Raw genomic sequence first — 16,108 nt, 5'->3', positions numbered from 1 at the left:
GGCCGATCCCGCGCAGGCTCACCGTGTCACACCCTACTGGTAACCTTGGTTCGGACTTACGAGCTACGAAAGAGTGTGCAACACGTGACGTTAGCTATTGTTATTGCCTTGGCGGTGGGGGCCGTTCTCCTTTCTCCCCCGTTGGTTCGGGTGGCCGACCGGCGCGCGGGCTGGCCGCTGGCGGGCCTTTTTGTGGCCGCCGCGATCATCCTCGGCCGCCACCTACCCGCGATTCTGGACGGAGAGCCCCTCACCTGGCGGGTGACCTGGGTGCGCGATTTCCTCGCCCCCGGCGCGGACGTCACGCTGGCCCTGCGTGCCGACGCCCTCAGCGCCTTCTTCGCGCTGCTGGCCCTGTGCATCGGTGCGATCGTGTTCATCTATTCCGCAGCCTATCTGCCCAAGCGGCAGGGCAACACCAGTTTTTACACAATCATGACGGCCTTTACCCTCGCCGTCCTGCTGCTGGTGCTTGCCGAAGACGTGGTGGTGCTGTTCATCGGCTGGGAACTGGTCTCCATCGCCTCCTTCCTGCTCATCGCCCGCTCCGGGTCGAGCGGGGAGGCCGGGGCCCAGCGCACGCTGCTGCTCACCTTCATCGGCGGCCTGACCCTGCTGGCGGCCATCGCGGTGGCCGCCGTGAGCACCGGCACCACCAGCGTGCAGGGGATTCTGGCGTCTCCTGTGTGGGCCGAGCAGCCCACGCTCACCGCCACCGTGGCCGTTTTGGTGGCGCTCTCCGCCTTCACCAAGGCCGCGCAGTTGCCCTTCCACTTCTGGCTGCCCGAGGCGATGGCCGCCGCCACCCCCGTGTCCGCGTTCCTTCACGCGGCCGCCGTGGTCAAGGCCGGTGTGTACCTGCTCATGCGCTTTTCCACGATCTTCCACGACGTCGCGGTGTGGAACTGGTTGCTCATTGGCACCGGCCTGATCACCGCCGTGGTCTCCGCGCTCTTTGCGGTGCAAAAGACGGATCTGAAGAAGCTCACCGCCTACTCCACCGTGAGCCACCTGGGCTGGATCGTGGCCACCATCGGCGTGGGCACCCCCCTGGCGCTCTCGGCGGCGCTGGTGCACACCCTGGCGCACGCGCTGTTCAAGTCCTCGATCTTCATGCTCATCGGCGTGGTGGATCACGAGGCCGGAACCCGCGATACCCGCCGCCTGGGAGTGCTGTGGCGCGCCATGCCCTTTACCTGCACCGGAATGGTGGTGGGCGCCCTTTCCATGGCCGCCATTCCCCCAACCTTTGGCTTCATCTCCAAGGAGGGCATGCTCGGCGCCCTCTACGGTGTGGAGGGGGCCGGTACCGCGCTGCTGATCGTGGCCGGAATCGGTGCCCTGCTCACCTTCACGTACTCGGCCAAGCTGGTCTTTGGTGCGTTCTTCGATCCCGCCACCGAGCACCCCGGCCGCCGCATGGAGGGGGTACACGAGGCCCCGGTTTCCCTGTGGCTGCCCGCCGCGTTGCCGGGTTTGCTCTCCCTGCCGCTGGGGCTGGCCCCGATGTTCCTGGATAAGCCGGTGGACTCCATCGTGGCCGCCACCGGGGTGGGCGCTGATTCCGAGGTGACCCACCTGGCGCTCTGGCACGGCTTCAATGCCCCCTTTGCAGTATCCATGCTGGTCATCGCCCTGGGCATAGCGGGAATCGCGCTACGGCACCGCCTCTGGCCCGCCCTGGAATCCCGCTTCCTGCTGCCCTTCAACGGCAATGGCCTCCTGCGTGCGCTGGTTCAGGGAATCTCCGCCACCGGGCGACTTTTTGCCCAAATGGCGAACTCCCAGAGCCCCTCGCGCCACCTCGTGTGGCCGGTGTGCAGCGTGATCGCGCTCATGCTCTTTGCCCTGCTGGGCCGCCCTGGCATCGACGGCGCCCCCCTCGCCCCCCGCACCGAGGGACTAGACAACTGGCTCGACCTGGGTCCGCTGCTCATCATCGCCCTCTCCGTGTTGGGCCTCATGCGCACCACGCACCGCCTCACCAGCGCCGTGCTGGTGGGCACCGTGGGCGTGGGCATCACGTTCCAGATGCTCATCCTGGGGGCTCCCGACGTCGCCCTCACCCAGTTCCTGGTGGAAGCCCTGGTGGTGGTCATCATCATGATGGTGCTGCGCTACCAGCCCGCGCACTTCCCCTCGGTGAGCCGCAGGCGCACCGCGCGCTCCCTGGTGATCGCGCTGCTGGCGGGCCTGGCGGCCTTCCTGGGAGTGTTCACCCTCATGGGCCGGGGCGAGCGCTCCGACCTGGCCGAGTGGTACATCGCCAATGCGCCGGAGATCACCGGCGGCCAGAACATCGTGGCCACCATCATCGTGGAGTTCCGCGCCCTGGATACCCTGGGCGAACTCTCCGTGCTAGGCATGGCGGCCATCGTGATCGGCGCGGTGGTCACCTCCTTCCCGCGCCTGCCCTTTGCCAAGGGCACCCGCCCGCGCCCCTTTGGGCAATCGCAACTCAACTCCCTGCCGCTGCGCATGGCGCTGCGGCTGGTGGCCCCGCTGCTGGTGATCCTCTCCGTCCTGGTATTCATGCGCGGGCACATGGACCCCGGCGGCGGCTTCGTGGCCGCCTTGATCGCGGGCACCGGGATCATGCTCTTTTATCTCTCCCGTGGCCGCGACTCCATCGTGGCCCGCCCCTCCACGCCATATTGGCTCACGGGAATCGGGATCGTTACCGCGCTGGCGGCCGGCTTTGTGGGCCTGTTCGAAGGCTCCTTCCTGGCTCCGCTTCACGGGGAGATCCTGGGCGAGCACATGAGCACCTCTCTGATCTTCGACGGCGGCATCTATCTGGCCGTGCTGGGCATGCTCATGGCGGCGGTGAACTACCTGGGCATTTACGACAGGCCCGGTGCCGCCACCACGCAGGAACTTCCCTTTGCCCGTGGGGAATCCGGGCCGCTGGGGGCCACCCCCGGTGTGCCGGAGCACGGCGATCACAGTGATCACGGCGATGAGATGGGCGCTGGGAGTGAGCGCTCTGGGGCCGTCGCAAAGCCCACCGAAGAACCCACCGGAACCGCAAAGGAGCAACAGCGATGATCATGGCCCTCACAATCGCCGTGCTGGTCACCGGCGGCGTGTACCTGGTGCAGCAGCGAGGCATGGTGCGCATTGTCTTTGGTATGCAACTCATTGGCCACTCCGCCAACCTCATGCTGCTGGCCAGCGGTGTGGGCGCCTGGCGTGGGGAGGTGTTCCACGACCGCGTGGACGCCGCCGATATGGCCGATCCCCTCCCCCAGGCCTTTGTGCTCACCGCCATCGTGATCTCGATGGCCACCACCACCATCCTGCTCACCCTGGCCGCGCTGGGGCGCTCCGACGATACCGCCAGCGTGGACCCTGTGAGTTCCGGCCAGGAGCCGCACCCCTCCCCGGTATCCACGCTGGGGCGCGCCACCCAAAGCACCGAGGATTTCCGCTCCGGGGAGCGGGCCCGCGAACAGGCGCACGCCACCCTGATGGCGGATAAGGAGCCTCGCCGGGGTAGCGCTGCTAAGGAGGAGCGCAACTAATGGATATGCTGCTTCCGCTCTTTGTTGTTATTCCCCTGATCTCCTCCGCATTCGCCGTGATGGCCCCGTGGAAGTGGGCACGCGATCTGCTGCACCTCCTGGTACCCGCCTTGAGCCTGAGCGCCGGAGTTTGGCTCTTTTCCCACACCGCCGAGCACGGCACCCTGGGGCACAACGTGGGGCTCTTCCCCGGCGGCGTGGCCATCCCCTTTGTGGCCGATGCCTTCTCCGCCGTCATGATCATCACCACCTCCCTGGTGGCCCTGTGCGCCAACTGGTTTGCCACGGTGTCCGGGGAAACCCGCGCCCGGTACTATCCGGCGCTCACCCTGGTGCTCATCACCGGCGTTAATGGCGCGCTGCTCACGGCGGACCTCTTCAACTTCTTCGTGTTCATCGAGGTCATGCTGCTGCCCTCCTACGGGCTGATAGCCATGACGGGCACCTGGTCGCGCCTGGCTGCGGGCCGCACCTTTGTGTTAGTCAATCTCACGGCCTCCACTCTGCTGGTGGTGGGCGTGGGCTTTGTGTACGCCACCACGGGCACGGTGAACATGGCCGCCCTGCGCGGCGCGGCCGAGGGCAACGGCCCGGCGGTGGTGGCGATGGGCCTGGTGCTCATCGCGATCTCCGCCAAGGCGGGCATCGTCCCAGTGCACACCTGGCTCCCGCGCACGTATCCCGGCACCTCGGCGGCGGTGATGGGTCTGTTCTCCGGGCTGCACACCAAGGTGGCGGTGTACATGCTGTACCGCATTTACGTGGTGATCTTTGATCTTTCGGATCGATGGAACACGCTCATCGTGGTGCTCATGGTGGTATCCATGCTCATCGGCGGCTTCGCCGGACTGGCGGAGAACTCCATTCGCCGCGTGCTGGCCTACCAGATGGTCAATGGTATGCCGTTTATCCTGGTCATGCTGGCCTTTACCACTGGCGACGCCCAGCGCGCCCTCGCCGCCGGCCTGCTCTACGCCCTGCACCACATGGTCACCGTGGGTTCCCTGGTGCTGGCCTCCGGCGCGATCGAGGAAACCTACGGAACGGGGCTGCTCTCCAAGCTCTCCGGCCTGGCTCGACGCGATCCCTGGGTGGCGGCCGTGTTTGCCGCCGGTGCCTTCTCTGTGGTGGGTTTCCCACCGTTTTCCGGCCTGTGGGGCAAGGTTGCCGTGGTCACCAGCGTGGCGCGGGGGGATGGCTGGGCCTCCTGGCTAGTGATCGGGACGATCATCGTGGCGAGTTTTGCCGCGCTGCTGGCCATGTTCCGGGTGTGGCGCGCGGTGTTCTGGGGCCGCCCCATGCAGCACGTACCGCATACCCTGCGCGTGCGAGCGTCGCTAGTGGCCCCGGCGGCCACGCTGCTGGCCATCTCCGTGCTGATGTTCTTGGGCTCGGGGCCGCTCATGGACGCCCTCCATGCCGCCACCGAGTCCCTGCTGGACGTGAGTAGTTATCAGGAATCCGTGCTAGGAGCCGCGCAATGAATACTCTGATCTACATTCCCTGGCTCATCAAGGAGATCGTGGTGAGCGCCGTGACCCTGGCGTTCTCCGCGCTGCGCCCCAATACCGGCTTTGACCCCGTGGTGGTGGAATATCCGCTGCGGGTGCGCAGCCAGTGGGAGATCTTCTGGTTCTCCACCTCCATCACGGTCACCCCCGGCACCCTCTCCCTGGGGCTGCGCGCCCCGGAAAAGGAGGGCGATCCCACCATCCTGCTGGTGCAGGCCGTGCACGGGGCCGACCCCCGCGAGGTGATAGACGGATTGACGGACATGGAGGCCCGCATGGCCCCCGCCGTGCGGAACCAAGAGCTGCAATTAGCCGAGGACTACTACCGGAGGGTGAGCTAAATGTTCGAGATCATCTTGTGGGGCTGCGGGGCCGTGATCCTCGCCTGCCTCCTGGCCGGCCTGGTGCTGATTCTGCGCACCACCGACACACTGACCAAGGTGGTGCTCTCCGACCTCGCCTTTTACTCCATGATCGCGCTGTATCTGGTGTGGTCGCTCAACCACCAAACGTCCATCGCCTACGAGATCGCGCTGCTCGCGGCGCTGGTGGGCGGCGTGTTGCCCACGCTCTCGATGTCCCGCATGGTTTCCCGAGGCCGGAGGTAGGAGATAGCAATGTCCTTGGCAGAATATGTGATTTCCGCGCTGGTGATCTTTGCCGCGTTCCTGGTCGTGGCCACCACGGTGGCCCTATGGCGCGCCCCCGGCGCGCTCACCAGGGTGAATCTCTTAGGCCCCACGGTCTCCCTGGCCGTACCCCTGCTCATCGTGGCCAACCTGATTCGGGATTGGAGCACCACGGGCTTTGACCCCAATAATGCCGTGCGCGGCCTCCTGGCCATCGCCGGGGTGTGGATCATCGGCTCGGTGGGCAGCTTTTATATCGGCCGCTCCATTCACGGGGTGACCGTGGAGCGGGATTAAGCATAGAAAAAGGGGAGCGCCGGGAGCGCTCCCCTTTTTCTATGCCCAGGTGCTTAACAGAGGTGCTTAGCCTTGGGTTGACTGGCCCAGGGGTGCTTAGCCCTGGGCTAATTAGCCCAAAATTGATTAGCCCAGCACGGCCTCGGCATCGAACTCACCGGCCAGGGCCTTGGAGAAGGGGCAGAACTGGTGAGCCTTGTCCACCAGTTCCTGAGCGCCCTCCAGGGAATCCTGATCCTTAAAGCGGGCCGTGATGCGCCCGGAAAGGCGGAAACCGCCATCGGCGGGATCGCGGTTGAGGGAAACCTCGGCGTCCACCTCGGGGGCGTGAGCGGCGGTGTCCACGCCGGCCTCGCCCATCATCTTTTGCAGGGCACCGTTGAAGCAGGCGGACCAGGCGGCGGCCAGGAGGGACTCCGGGTTCACGCCGGCGGAGATGCCGTTGATCTTGGGCGGGCGCACGTCGAAGTCGATGCCGCCATCGCCCTGCACGCGGCCGTCGCGGCCAGCGCCGGTGGCGGTGACCTTCTGGGTGTAAATGGTGTCAGACATATCTGTATTCCTTCCTCGCGGGTATCGGTGTTTGTTCCTCACCCACGGTAGCCATATTTACGGAATCGGGCAGAAAAAAGCTCCCGAGCAGCGCTTTGCCGCTCAGGAGCCGGGGAGTTCTACGAGGAACTCGATCGGGGGGAAACCGAAGTATTAGGCGTTCTTCTTCTGCGTGAACAGTTCCTTCACGCGGGCGCCCAGGTTCTCGTCCACGTTGGACCAGTACCAGTAGCAGCGCTCCTCCGTCTCGGGGGTCACGCCCATCATCGCGTCGGTGATGTTCTGCGCCAGGCGCTCCTTCTCCTCGTCGTTGTACACGTCACGGTAGAGGGTGCCGGCCTGACCGAAGTCATCGTCCTCGGGGTGCTTCACGTAGGCGGAACGGGTGAGATCCGTGCCGTGCGGGTCGGGATTGACGAAGATGTCGCCAGCCTGACCGTAGGAGGTGAAGTTAGAGGAGGAGGTCTCGCCGTCATCCAGGTAACCGGCCTTGAGGGCGGTCTTGTTCGGAGAGTACACCGGGTGCGAGGTCTCGTTGAACAGGTACGCCATCGGGCCCTCGTGCTGGTAGGTGTGGCGAGGAGCCAGGGGCTGGTTCACCGGCAGGTGGCGGTAGTTCGGCCCAATGCGGTAGCGGTGGGCGTCCGCATAGGCGAACACGCGGCCCATGAGCATCTTGTCCGGGGAGAGGCCCACGCCGGGGACGATGTTGGAGGGATCCAGCGCCATCTGCTCGATCTGCGCGAAGAAATTCTCCGGGTTGCGGTTGAGCACGAAGTAGCCCACGTCAATGCGCGGGTAGTCCTTCTTCGACCAGGTCTTGGTGAGGTCGAAGGGGTTGAAGCGGTAGTTCTCCGCCTCCGCGAAGGGCATGATCTGCACCTTGACGTCCCAGATGGGGTAGTCGCCGCGCTCGATGGCGTTGTAGAGGTCCTCGCGCAGGTAGTCGGCGTTCTTACCGGCCATCTCCTCCGCCTCGGCGGCGGTGAAGTTGTGCACGCCCTGGCGGGAGATGAAGTGGTACTTGATCCAGAAGGCCTCGCCCTCCTCGTTCACCCACTGGAAGGTGTGGGAGCCGTAGCCGTTCATCTCGCGCTCGGAGCGCGGGGTGCCGCGGTCACCCATGAGGTAGGTCACCTGGTGGGCGGACTCGGGGGTGCGAGTCCAGAAATCCCACTGCATGTCCGCGTTGCGTAGGCCGGAGCCACCCATGCGCTTCTGGGAGTGGATGAAGTCGGGGAACTTCATCGCGTCGCGCAGGAAGAAGGTGGGGGTGTTGTTGCCCACGATGTCGTAGTTACCCTCGGTGGTGTAGAAGCGCAGGGCGAAGCCGTGCACGTCGCGCCAGGTGTCCGGGGAGCCCTGCTCGCCGGCCACGGTGGAGAAACGCACGGCCATCGGGGTCACGGTGCCCTTCTGGAACAGCGCGGCCTTGGTGTACTTGGACACGTCCTCGGTGATGTGCAGCTCACCGAAGGCACCGTTGCCCTTGGCGTGCGGGTTACGCTCCGGCACGCGCTCGCGGTTGAAGTGCGAGAGCTTCTCGATCAGGTGGATGTCATTGAGCACGGTGGGGCCCTGCGGGCCTGCGGTCACCGAGAGATTCTCGCTGGGGACCGGGGCACCGTTCTCACGACGGGTATAACCATCGTGGTTGGGCACGCGGCCCTTCTCCAGGATCTCGTCGGCCGCCGACTTCTCGATAGCCATAGTAATAACCTCCATGAAATAGTGGCTAGACAATTCATAGCCTTACAGGGCCGAGCCTATCGCCGCGCGAAGAAGCCCGGCAACCGACAGGGGGTAAAATCAACCTTTTGTACGACTCGCCGAAATCCCGCCCTGAGCAGGGATAATCATTCCTGCTGGTAACGTAGATTCGCGTGAAGTACCACTCCGACAGCGACGACGCTCGCGTCACCGACCTCGCCCTGCGCGCGGGTCGCGGCGACCGCGCCGCCCTGACGGACTTCATCCGCGCCACCCAGACGGACGTGTGGCGGCTCCTCGCCCACCTCGGCGGCCGCAATAACGCCGACGATCTCACCCAGGAGACCTACCTCCGAGTCATGCGGGCCCTGCCCCGCTTCGCGGCCACCGCCCCCGCGCGCACCTGGCTGCTCTCCATCGCGCGGCGGGTGTGGGTGGACAGCGTGCGGCACGACATGGCCCGCCCCCGCACTGCCGCTACCGAGTACGAGGACCTCACCACCACGACCGAGCCCGCCGAGACCACCTGGTCCGAGTGGATCGACACCCGCACGCTGATCGACGCCCTCCCCGCCGAGCGCCGCGAAGCCCTCATCCTCACCCAGGTACTGGGCTATACCTATGAGGAGGCCGCCAAGATCGCCGGAGTGCGGGTGGGCACCATTCGATCCCGCGTGGCAAGGGCCCGGCGCGACCTCATCGCGGCCACCGATCGCGCCTAATGAGTCACAATATGGTCACAAGTTGGCCACAGTCTGCACCGCCGCTTCCTGCGAATATAACGATAAGCGGGGCGTCGATAAGCAAAAAAGCACCCCTGCGCAGCACGATTCCCAGATTCCTTGTGTTCAATAGTTACTTGAATCGAGTTCATAGGAGATCTTTATCGTGTTCAAAAGAGCCATCGGAATCGCTCTTGCCCTGATCGGGTTGATCGTGGGCGCCGGATTCGCCTCCGGCCAAGAAATGCTGCAATACTTTGTGGCCTTTGGCACCAACGGCCTGTGGGGCGTAGCCCTGGCCGCCATCATCATGATCATCGGCTCCATCGCCATGATGCAGCTCAGCAGCCACCTCCAGGCCCGCGAGCACACCATGGTGTTCGACCGCGTGACGCACCCCATCATCGCGCGCTTCCTGGACATCGCCACGGTGGTCACTCTCTTTGGCATCGGCTTCGTGATGTTCGCCGGCGGCGGTGCCAACCTCAACCAGCAGTTCGGCTGGGCGCCCTGGGTGGGCACCACCATCATGATGCTGATGGTCATGGCCGTGGGCATGCTCGACGTGGACAAGGTCTCCACCGTGATCGGCGCGGTCACCCCCTTCATCATTCTCATGATCCTGGGCACCGCCACCTACACGCTGTTCACCTCGGACTTCGACATCGCCGGGCTGAGCCAGATCGCCACCGCCGAGGTTTCCAGCAGCCTGCCCAACTGGTGGCTCTCCGCGTTCAACTACGTGGGCCTTTCCCTGATCGTGGCCGTCTCCATGGCCATGGTGATCGGCGGCAACAACCTCGATAGCCGCGCCGCCGGCATCGGCGGCCTGCTCGGCGGGCTGTGCTTCTCTCTGCTGCTCACCGCCGCCACCCTCACCGTGTTCCTCAACGTCGATGAGGTGGCACACGATGACATGCCCATGCTCAGCGTGGTCACCGCCATTCACCCGGCGCTGGGCATCGTCATGACCTTCACCATCTTCATGATGATCTTCAACACCGCGCTCGGCCTCTTCTACGCCCTGGCCAAGCGACTCACGCGCAGCAACCCCTCGCGCTTCCGCGTGGTGTACATCGTGAGCGTCCTCGCCGGCTTTGTGCTCGGCTTCCTCCCCTTCAAGGATCTGGTGGCCTACGTGTTCCCGGTGCTGGGCTACGCCGGAATCATCCTGGCGATCACCCTCTCCATCGCCTGGCTGCGCGGCCGCGCCACGATCCGCAAGGAGTACCGCCGCCGCCACCGCATCCGCGAACTCCTCACCCGCAAACTCGACCCCACCCAGCGCTTTAGCCGCAAGGACGCCGCCGCGCTCTCCAAGGCCACCGCGGCTTCCAACCTCCCGGACGATCAACTCACCGAGGCCATGACTGAGGAGATCACCGAGGAACTCAGCGAGGACTCCGATTCCGCGGACGGCTCCCCGGCCGTATCCGAGGGGCGGAGGTAGTGGGCGCTGGCTGCCGCCGCAGCGCTAAGGGGTGCCATTAGCGGGGTGCTGGTTCTGATTCCCCGGCTAGCGGCACCCCTTGGTGTTGTTGGGGCCGTGTTGTTAGCGGCGTTGCGGCGGGGCTCGGGGGTGTGCAGCGCTAAGGGGTGCCACTAACTCGCCATTCGGCTTATCGACGCCCCACTGACACCCCTTAGCGTTGCGGTGCTGCAAGGCAATGTCGCGGGCGTCAATGAGACCCCGTGGTGAGGCACCACGGGCCTCCACCACCCCAAGGGGTGCCACCTCCGGGGTCAGAGGCCGAGATTGACGGCAATGGCACCCCTTCGGCCAAACGAGGTCGCACAAGAACAAACAAGGCCGCTCGAAAACCAAAACACCACCCCACCAAACAAAAAGAAGCGCCGAGCCCCACCCCAGGCCCGGCGCTTCACCCCTGAAACCGATTACACCAGCAACTCCGCGATCTGAATGGTGTTCAGGGCCGCGCCCTTGCGCAGGTTATCGCCGGAAACCACCAGCACCAGGCCGCGCTGATCGTCCACGGACTGATCCTGACGGATGCGGCCCACCAGGGAATCGTCAATCCCGGCGGCCTGGAGCGGCGTGGGTACCTCGACGAGAGTCACTCCGGGGGCGTCGGCCAGCACCTCGCGGGCGCGCTCGGGGGTGATAGCCCGGGCGAACTCGGCGTGAATCACCATCGTGTGCCCGGTGAACACCGGCACGCGCACGCAGGTTCCGGCCACCTTGAGGTCGGGGAGACCTAAGATCTTGCGGGATTCGTTGCGGAGTTTTTGTTCCTCGTCGGTTTCCCCGGAGCCATCGTCCACCAGGTTTCCGGCTAGGGGGAGGGCGTTATAGGCGATGGGGGCCACGTAGGGGCCGAGACTCTCGGGGGAGAGAGCGGAGCCGTTGTGTACCAGTTCCACGTTGAGGTCGCCCACCTCCGCCACCTGCTTGGCCAGGGCCTCCACACCGGCCAGGCCGGAGCCGGAAACTGCCTGGTAGGAGGCCACGTGTAGGCGTTCCAACCCGGCCTCATCGTGCAGGACCTTGAGCACCGGCATGGCGGCCATGGTGGTGCAGTTGGGGTTGGCGATGATGCCCTTGGGCACCTCGCGGGCGGCCTGAGGATTGACCTCGGAAACGATGAGGGGCACCTCATCGTCGCGCCGCCAGGCCGAGGAGTTATCCACCACGGTGGCTCCGGCGGCGGCGAACACCGGGGCCCATTGCTTGGAGGTGCCGCCCCCGGCGGAAAACAGGGCCACGTCCACGTCCGCCACGGATTCCTCGGTGATGGCGGTGAGGTCCTCCACCTCGATCTCCTCGCCGCGGAAGGTCAGCGTGGTACCCGCGGAGCGGGGCGAGGCGAAGAATCGCACGGTATCGGCCGGGAAATTGCGCTCCTCCAGGATCGAGCGCATGACGCGCCCCACCTGGCCGGTGGCTCCTACGACGGCAAGAGTTGTCATGTATTACCCCTTAAAAGTTAGCGGCCGGTTCCGGCGTAGACCACGGCCTCGGTGTCTCCGCCGAGTTGGAAGCGATCGTGCAGGGCGCGGGCCGCCTTATCCAGGTCGCCCTCGCGGATCAGCACGGAAATGCGAATCTCGGAGGTGGAGATGAGTTCGATGTTGATGTCGTCGTCGCGCAGGGCCTCCATGAAGTCGGCGGTGACCCCGGGGTGGGACTTCATGCCCGCGCCCACCAGGGAGACCTTGCCCACCTGGTCGTCGAAAAGCACGTTGGACCAGTTGCCCTCCGCCTGCAATTTCTTCATCATCTCGGTGGCACGGGGGGCGTCGGCACGCGGGCAGGTGAACGTGATGTCCGTGGTGTTGTCCTCCAGGGAGGAGACGTTTTGCAGCACCATGTCGATGTTGATCTCGGCGTCGGCCAGCGCGCGGAATACCTTGGCGGCCTCCCCCGGCTTATCGGGAATACCCAAAACGGTGATCTTTGCCTCGGACTTATCGGTTGCCACTCCGGTGAGCACTGCTTCTTCCACGGGAATATCCTCCATCGAACCGGCCACGAGCGTGCCAGCGTCATTGCTATACGACGAGCGTACCCGCAGCGGTACGCCAAAAGCGCGCGCGTATTCCACGCTGCGCAGAACCAAAATCTTGGAGCCCACCGCCGCCATTTCCAGCATTTCCTCAAAGGAAATCTTGTCCAGTTTTTGGGCGTTGGGCACGATGCGCGGATCGGCGGTGTACACGCCGTCCACGTCGGAATAGATCTCGCACACGTCCGCCTTGAGCGCGGCAGCGAGCGCCACGGCGGTGGTATCGGAGCCGCCGCGGCCCAGGGTGGTGACGTCGCGGGTGTCCTTATTCACGCCCTGGAAACCGGCCACGATGCAGATCTTGCCCTCGTCCAGGGCCTCGCGCACACGCCCCGGCGTAACGTCCACGATCCGGGCATTGCCGTGGCGCTCCGTGGTGAGCACGCCCGCCTGGGACCCCGTGAAGGACTGCGCCTTGGCCCCCAGGGAATCAATGGCCATGGCCACCAGGGCATTAGAAATGCGCTCGCCGGCGGTGAGCAGCATATCCATCTCGCGGGCCGGGGGCACCGGGGAGACCTCGGCGGCCAGTTCCAGCAGCTCATCGGTGGTATCGCCCATCGCGGAGCACACCACCACCACGTCATTTCCCTGCTTCTTGGTGGCCACGATCCGCTCGGCCACATGCCTGATGCGCTCGGCACTCTCCAGCGAGGAACCGCCGTACTTCTGAACGATTAACGCCACCGGGATCGTCCACCTTTCACGTCTCTAGTCACGGCCTGTGGTGATCTCGCTGCCCCACAATACCTGTCAGCAGGCACGCCTTGAAAGGTTTGCATTCACCCCCGCTCTCGACGCCCGCCTCCCGCGCCGAGCCTGACCGGCACGAGCGCTCAGCCCAGTACAATGCCACCACGTGCATAGCAACCTCCTGGCCATCCTCTTCGCGCTCGCCTCGGCCCTCACCATCGCGTGGGGCACCGTGGTGCGCCACCGGATCGCGGAGGAAGCACCCGCCGACGGCTCCCTCAAAGGCTCCCCCTTCTGGAACGCCATCTCCCGGCCCCTGTGGTGGGCGGGCACCGGCACCGCGCTGCTCGGGTACGGGCTCCAGGTGGTCGCCCTCGGCTTCGGCACCCTGCTCGTGGTGCAACCCATCCTCGTGCTCTCCCTCATGTTCACCCTGCCGCTGTCCGCGCGTTACGACGGCCGCCGCATCTCACCCGTGGAGATGGGCTGGGCAAGCCTACTCACCGCCGCCGTGGCGATCCTGGTAATCCTGGGAAAGCCCCTGGCCGGTAACCCCCACCCGCCCCTCGATCGCTGGATTCCCGCCCTGCTCGTGGGCGCGGCGGTGCTGATCCTCATCGAGCGCGTGGCCCAGCGCCAGATCCGCCGCCACAAGGCGCTGCTCCTGGGGGTGGTCACCGGCGCGCTCTTTGGCTACGTGGCCGTGCTCTCCAAGGCAGTGGTGGACGTGTTCCTCCGGGAATCCGTCTTGGGGCTGCTCACCAACTGGGAAACCTACGGGCTGATTCTGGGTGCCACGCTGGGCACCATCGTGCAGCAATACTCCTTTAACGCCGGGGCTTTAAAGAACTCCCTTCCCGCCATGACCATCACGGAACCCATCGTGGCCTTTAGCCTGGGATACGCGGTGCTGGGCGAGCGATTCCAGGTCACCACGGCGCTGGGGTGGGGGCTCATGGGGCTGGCGCTGCTGGCAATGATCCTCTCCACCGTGGCACTCTCTCGGCGCGGGGTGGGGTAGGTTTCATCTCTTCCGCACCCTCACCGGCGACTCTATTGCGGCTACCTCTTCCCGCCTTTTCACCATTCCTTGAATCCGGCCAAAATAGTTGCGATCGCTCGCCTGATAGCACCATCCAATAATGTCCGGCACAGACAACAGCGGGCGCATGGACGGCTTCGCATGGCTCCACACCAACCGATCGCGTTCTTCCCCGAGTTCGGCCTTCACGATGGTCAAGACCTGGTTATCCCATTTTCGCATGGAATTATCCTCTTCAATAACCAGCTCCACCCGGCCGAAAGAAGCCAGGCAGTCTCGCGCTAAAGCCGCCAAGCAACTCATTCTCGCCTCGGCCACCGGGGATCCGTCTTTGGGTGCCCAATACACCCATGCCTCACATTCGAGATGAGCCACCACACCCACTATGCGGCTCCGTCTGGAAGGACGCTCGGAGCGCATATGAATATGCGATTGCCCCTTCAGAATGACAGAACGCAGGGAACTCAATATCCGCCGCTCGGCCCCGGGCTTCACAACGGAAGCAACAACTACGTACCCCTTGTGCTGGGTTTCATCAACATAGATACGAATGGCCACCCTCCCCCAACTAAAACGCGAACCCCGGTGCACAGTCATCCAGGCTGCGTCCGGGGCCACTTCCTCACCAGCATCAACTGGGGCTAAGGCAACTCTAGCAGAGCCAGGAATAAGTTTCCTCCCCTAAATCGCCCACGGGAACACCGCGAGCATGTACCCGGAGAACCACGCCCCCACCAGCACCCAGGCCCCAATCCCCACCGCGTAGGCCCGGCCGCTCACGCGCTTGCCCCACCCCAGTACCAGGGGCACGAGCACAATCGCGGCGGGCAGGAGGAGGCGGGGGCGGGAGTGCATGATGCCGTCGGAAAGCAAGATGTTCGCGCTGAGCGCCGCCGCGAAGAGCCACAGCGGCAGCGGCCCCTTCCCCCAGGCCAACGCGAGGGCCACCAGGGCGGCGATCATCACGGCGACGCTGAGGAAGTAGCCCAGTTCCTGGCTGGTCATCAGCGTGTTCCAGGCGAACTTCACGCTGGCCACGCCGAAGTCAAAGCCGGTGTGCCAGCCCTCCTTCTGCAATCCGAAGTATCCACCCACCTCGCTGGTATGGGAGGAGGCCCACCAGACGTATCCCAGCGCGGAGAGCGGGCTCAGCGCCAGGGCCACCCAGGCGCGCCACTGGGTGCGCCCATAAAGAACCACCATCACCGCGAGCACCGCCACCAGGTCCACCGCCGTGAGGCGCACGAATCCGGCCGCGAAGATCAACAGCCCCGCCAGCCACCAGCGGCGATCCATCATGGCTACCAACGCCCAGAATGCCAGGGCACCAAAGAGCGCCTCCGTATAAGGCATGGAGAAGGTCACCGCCATCGGGGCGGAGGTGACCACGAAGGCGGCGCCAATCATGCCCCGGCGCCCGGCCCCCATGCGGGCGGCGATCGCCGCCACCCCGGCCGCCATCGCCACGCCAAAGAACACGTTGAACACCATGCCCACGGTGTCGTATTCCAGGCCGGTGAGCGCGTGTCCGAGCCGCATGAGCAGGGGAATCGCGGGGAAGAAGGCCAGCAGGCGATGCTCGGGAGGGACGTCGTCGATGGTGGGACCCGCGAAGTAACCCCGCTCGGCAATGCGCTCGTAGTGGTGGGTGTCCCACTGCATCATCAGGCCACCGAGGCTGTCCTCGTTCGCGCGGGCGAAGATCGCCATAACCACCACGCGCACGACCGCGCCCACGAGGAAAGCGATGGCTCCGTAGAGCCAGATCAGGCGGGTGGAGGTGGGGGTGGGGCGCAAGGAAGTCACGCACCACATGCTAAACGCCGCGCGGCGCTCCGGCGTGACCTGGCCGCGCGGGGCGGCGTCGATAAGCAGACCGCCTGGTGGAAGTAAATGTGATGCGC

The 16,108-nt window shown here is 65.1% G+C and carries 15 protein-coding genes; 9 read left to right on the top strand and 6 right to left on the bottom strand.

All coding sequences use genetic code 11. From position 1 onward, the window contains the following. Positions 1-84: 84 nt before the first annotated feature. From OLW90_RS00785 to OLW90_RS00760, 6 genes are read left to right on the top strand one after another with little or no spacing between them, the layout of a single operon-like run. Positions 85-3,048, top strand: coding sequence for a DUF4040 family protein (locus OLW90_RS00785; protein WP_319650399.1), 2,964 nt, complete (start codon positions 85-87; stop codon positions 3,046-3,048). Then, the gene (locus OLW90_RS00780) at positions 3,045-3,524 is read left to right on the top strand and encodes a cation:proton antiporter subunit C (protein WP_319650398.1); all 480 of its coding nucleotides are present in this window, start codon (positions 3,045-3,047) and stop codon (positions 3,522-3,524) included. Before OLW90_RS00785 ends, OLW90_RS00780 begins: the two co-directional genes overlap by 4 nt. Further along, positions 3,524-5,008 (top strand): monovalent cation/H+ antiporter subunit D family protein, encoded by a 1,485-nt coding sequence (locus OLW90_RS00775; RefSeq protein ID WP_319650397.1) that lies wholly within the window; start codon positions 3,524-3,526, stop codon positions 5,006-5,008. Before OLW90_RS00780 ends, OLW90_RS00775 begins: the two co-directional genes overlap by 1 nt. Next, a complete protein-coding gene (locus OLW90_RS00770) occupies positions 5,005-5,376 on the top strand; it encodes a monovalent cation/H+ antiporter subunit E (protein WP_319650396.1) in 372 nt (123 codons plus the stop codon). The genes OLW90_RS00775 and OLW90_RS00770 overlap by 4 nt, the downstream gene beginning before the upstream one ends. After that, the gene (locus tag OLW90_RS00765; RefSeq protein WP_319650395.1) at positions 5,377-5,643 is read left to right on the top strand and encodes a cation:proton antiporter; all 267 of its coding nucleotides are present in this window, start codon (positions 5,377-5,379) and stop codon (positions 5,641-5,643) included. 9 nt (positions 5,644-5,652) lie between these two features. Beyond that, positions 5,653-5,961: a Na+/H+ antiporter subunit G gene (locus OLW90_RS00760; RefSeq protein ID WP_319650394.1), complete on the top strand. Its 309-nt coding sequence runs from the start codon at positions 5,653-5,655 to the stop codon at positions 5,959-5,961. A 126-nt stretch (positions 5,962-6,087) separates the two neighbouring features. On the opposite strand, the gene OLW90_RS00755 is transcribed toward OLW90_RS00760, so the two are convergent. Together OLW90_RS00755 and OLW90_RS00750 are read right to left on the bottom strand one after the other, a co-directional pair. Beyond that, positions 6,088-6,513, bottom strand: a complete 426-nt coding sequence (locus tag OLW90_RS00755; RefSeq protein WP_319650392.1) for an Ohr family peroxiredoxin — start codon at positions 6,511-6,513, stop codon at positions 6,088-6,090. A gap of 153 nt (positions 6,514-6,666) precedes the next feature. Then, the gene (locus tag OLW90_RS00750; RefSeq protein ID WP_319650390.1) at positions 6,667-8,223 is read right to left on the bottom strand and encodes a catalase; all 1,557 of its coding nucleotides are present in this window, start codon (positions 8,221-8,223) and stop codon (positions 6,667-6,669) included. A 173-nt stretch (positions 8,224-8,396) separates the two neighbouring features. Here OLW90_RS00750 and OLW90_RS00745 point away from each other — a divergent pair, with 173 nt between their 5' ends. Together OLW90_RS00745 and OLW90_RS00740 are read left to right on the top strand one after the other, a co-directional pair. Further along, positions 8,397-8,945, top strand: a complete 549-nt coding sequence (locus OLW90_RS00745; protein ID WP_319650389.1) for an RNA polymerase sigma factor — start codon at positions 8,397-8,399, stop codon at positions 8,943-8,945. 166 nt (positions 8,946-9,111) lie between these two features. After that, positions 9,112-10,395, top strand: coding sequence for a hypothetical protein (locus OLW90_RS00740; RefSeq protein ID WP_319650388.1), 1,284 nt, complete (start codon positions 9,112-9,114; stop codon positions 10,393-10,395). A 446-nt stretch (positions 10,396-10,841) separates the two neighbouring features. Here OLW90_RS00740 and OLW90_RS00735 read toward each other — a convergent pair whose 3' ends face one another. Both OLW90_RS00735 and OLW90_RS00730 read right to left on the bottom strand, forming a co-directional pair. Beyond that, complete coding sequence (locus OLW90_RS00735) at positions 10,842-11,873, bottom strand: aspartate-semialdehyde dehydrogenase (protein WP_319650386.1); 1,032 nt, start codon at positions 11,871-11,873, stop codon at positions 10,842-10,844. 17 nt (positions 11,874-11,890) lie between these two features. Further along, positions 11,891-13,156, bottom strand: coding sequence for an aspartate kinase (locus tag OLW90_RS00730; RefSeq protein ID WP_319650385.1), 1,266 nt, complete (start codon positions 13,154-13,156; stop codon positions 11,891-11,893). Between the two features lie 172 nt (positions 13,157-13,328). On the opposite strand from OLW90_RS00730, the gene OLW90_RS00725 reads away from it, so the two are divergent. Next, positions 13,329-14,183, top strand: a complete 855-nt coding sequence (locus OLW90_RS00725) for a DMT family transporter (RefSeq protein WP_319650384.1) — start codon at positions 13,329-13,331, stop codon at positions 14,181-14,183. 3 nt (positions 14,184-14,186) lie between these two features. Here the strand turns inward: OLW90_RS00725 and OLW90_RS00720 are convergent, their stop codons facing one another. Then, positions 14,187-14,762 (bottom strand): hypothetical protein, encoded by a 576-nt coding sequence (locus OLW90_RS00720; RefSeq protein ID WP_319650383.1) that lies wholly within the window; start codon positions 14,760-14,762, stop codon positions 14,187-14,189. Between the two features lie 123 nt (positions 14,763-14,885). Continuing rightward, positions 14,886-16,019, bottom strand: a complete 1,134-nt coding sequence (locus tag OLW90_RS00715) for a hypothetical protein (protein ID WP_319650382.1) — start codon at positions 16,017-16,019, stop codon at positions 14,886-14,888. Positions 16,020-16,108 lie beyond the last annotated feature (89 nt).

The organism is Corynebacterium sp. 21KM1197, assembly GCF_033783015.1.
Classification (GTDB): domain Bacteria; phylum Actinomycetota; class Actinomycetes; order Mycobacteriales; family Mycobacteriaceae; genus Corynebacterium.
Note: the sequence above shows the minus strand (reverse complement) of the source record. Positions and strands in the feature narration are given on the sequence as shown.

What these genes read in the sequence shown, in the direction of transcription:
- OLW90_RS00780 (WP_319650398.1), top strand. Translation starts at nt 3,045, where the DNA reads ATGATCATGGCCCTCACAATCGCCGTGCTGGTCACCGGCGGCGTGTAC.
- OLW90_RS00775 (WP_319650397.1), top strand. Translation starts at nt 3,524, where the DNA reads ATGGATATGCTGCTTCCGCTCTTTGTTGTTATTCCCCTGATCTCCTCC.
- OLW90_RS00770 (WP_319650396.1), top strand. Translation starts at nt 5,005, where the DNA reads ATGAATACTCTGATCTACATTCCCTGGCTCATCAAGGAGATCGTGGTG.
- OLW90_RS00765 (WP_319650395.1), top strand. Translation starts at nt 5,377, where the DNA reads ATGTTCGAGATCATCTTGTGGGGCTGCGGGGCCGTGATCCTCGCCTGC.
- OLW90_RS00760 (WP_319650394.1), top strand. Translation starts at nt 5,653, where the DNA reads ATGTCCTTGGCAGAATATGTGATTTCCGCGCTGGTGATCTTTGCCGCG.
- OLW90_RS00755 (WP_319650392.1), bottom strand. Translation starts at nt 6,513, where the DNA reads ATGTCTGACACCATTTACACCCAGAAGGTCACCGCCACCGGCGCTGGC.
- OLW90_RS00750 (WP_319650390.1), bottom strand. Translation starts at nt 8,223, where the DNA reads ATGGCTATCGAGAAGTCGGCGGCCGACGAGATCCTGGAGAAGGGCCGC.
- OLW90_RS00735 (WP_319650386.1), bottom strand. Translation starts at nt 11,873, where the DNA reads ATGACAACTCTTGCCGTCGTAGGAGCCACCGGCCAGGTGGGGCGCGTC.
- OLW90_RS00715 (WP_319650382.1), bottom strand. Translation starts at nt 16,019, where the DNA reads ATGTGGTGCGTGACTTCCTTGCGCCCCACCCCCACCTCCACCCGCCTG.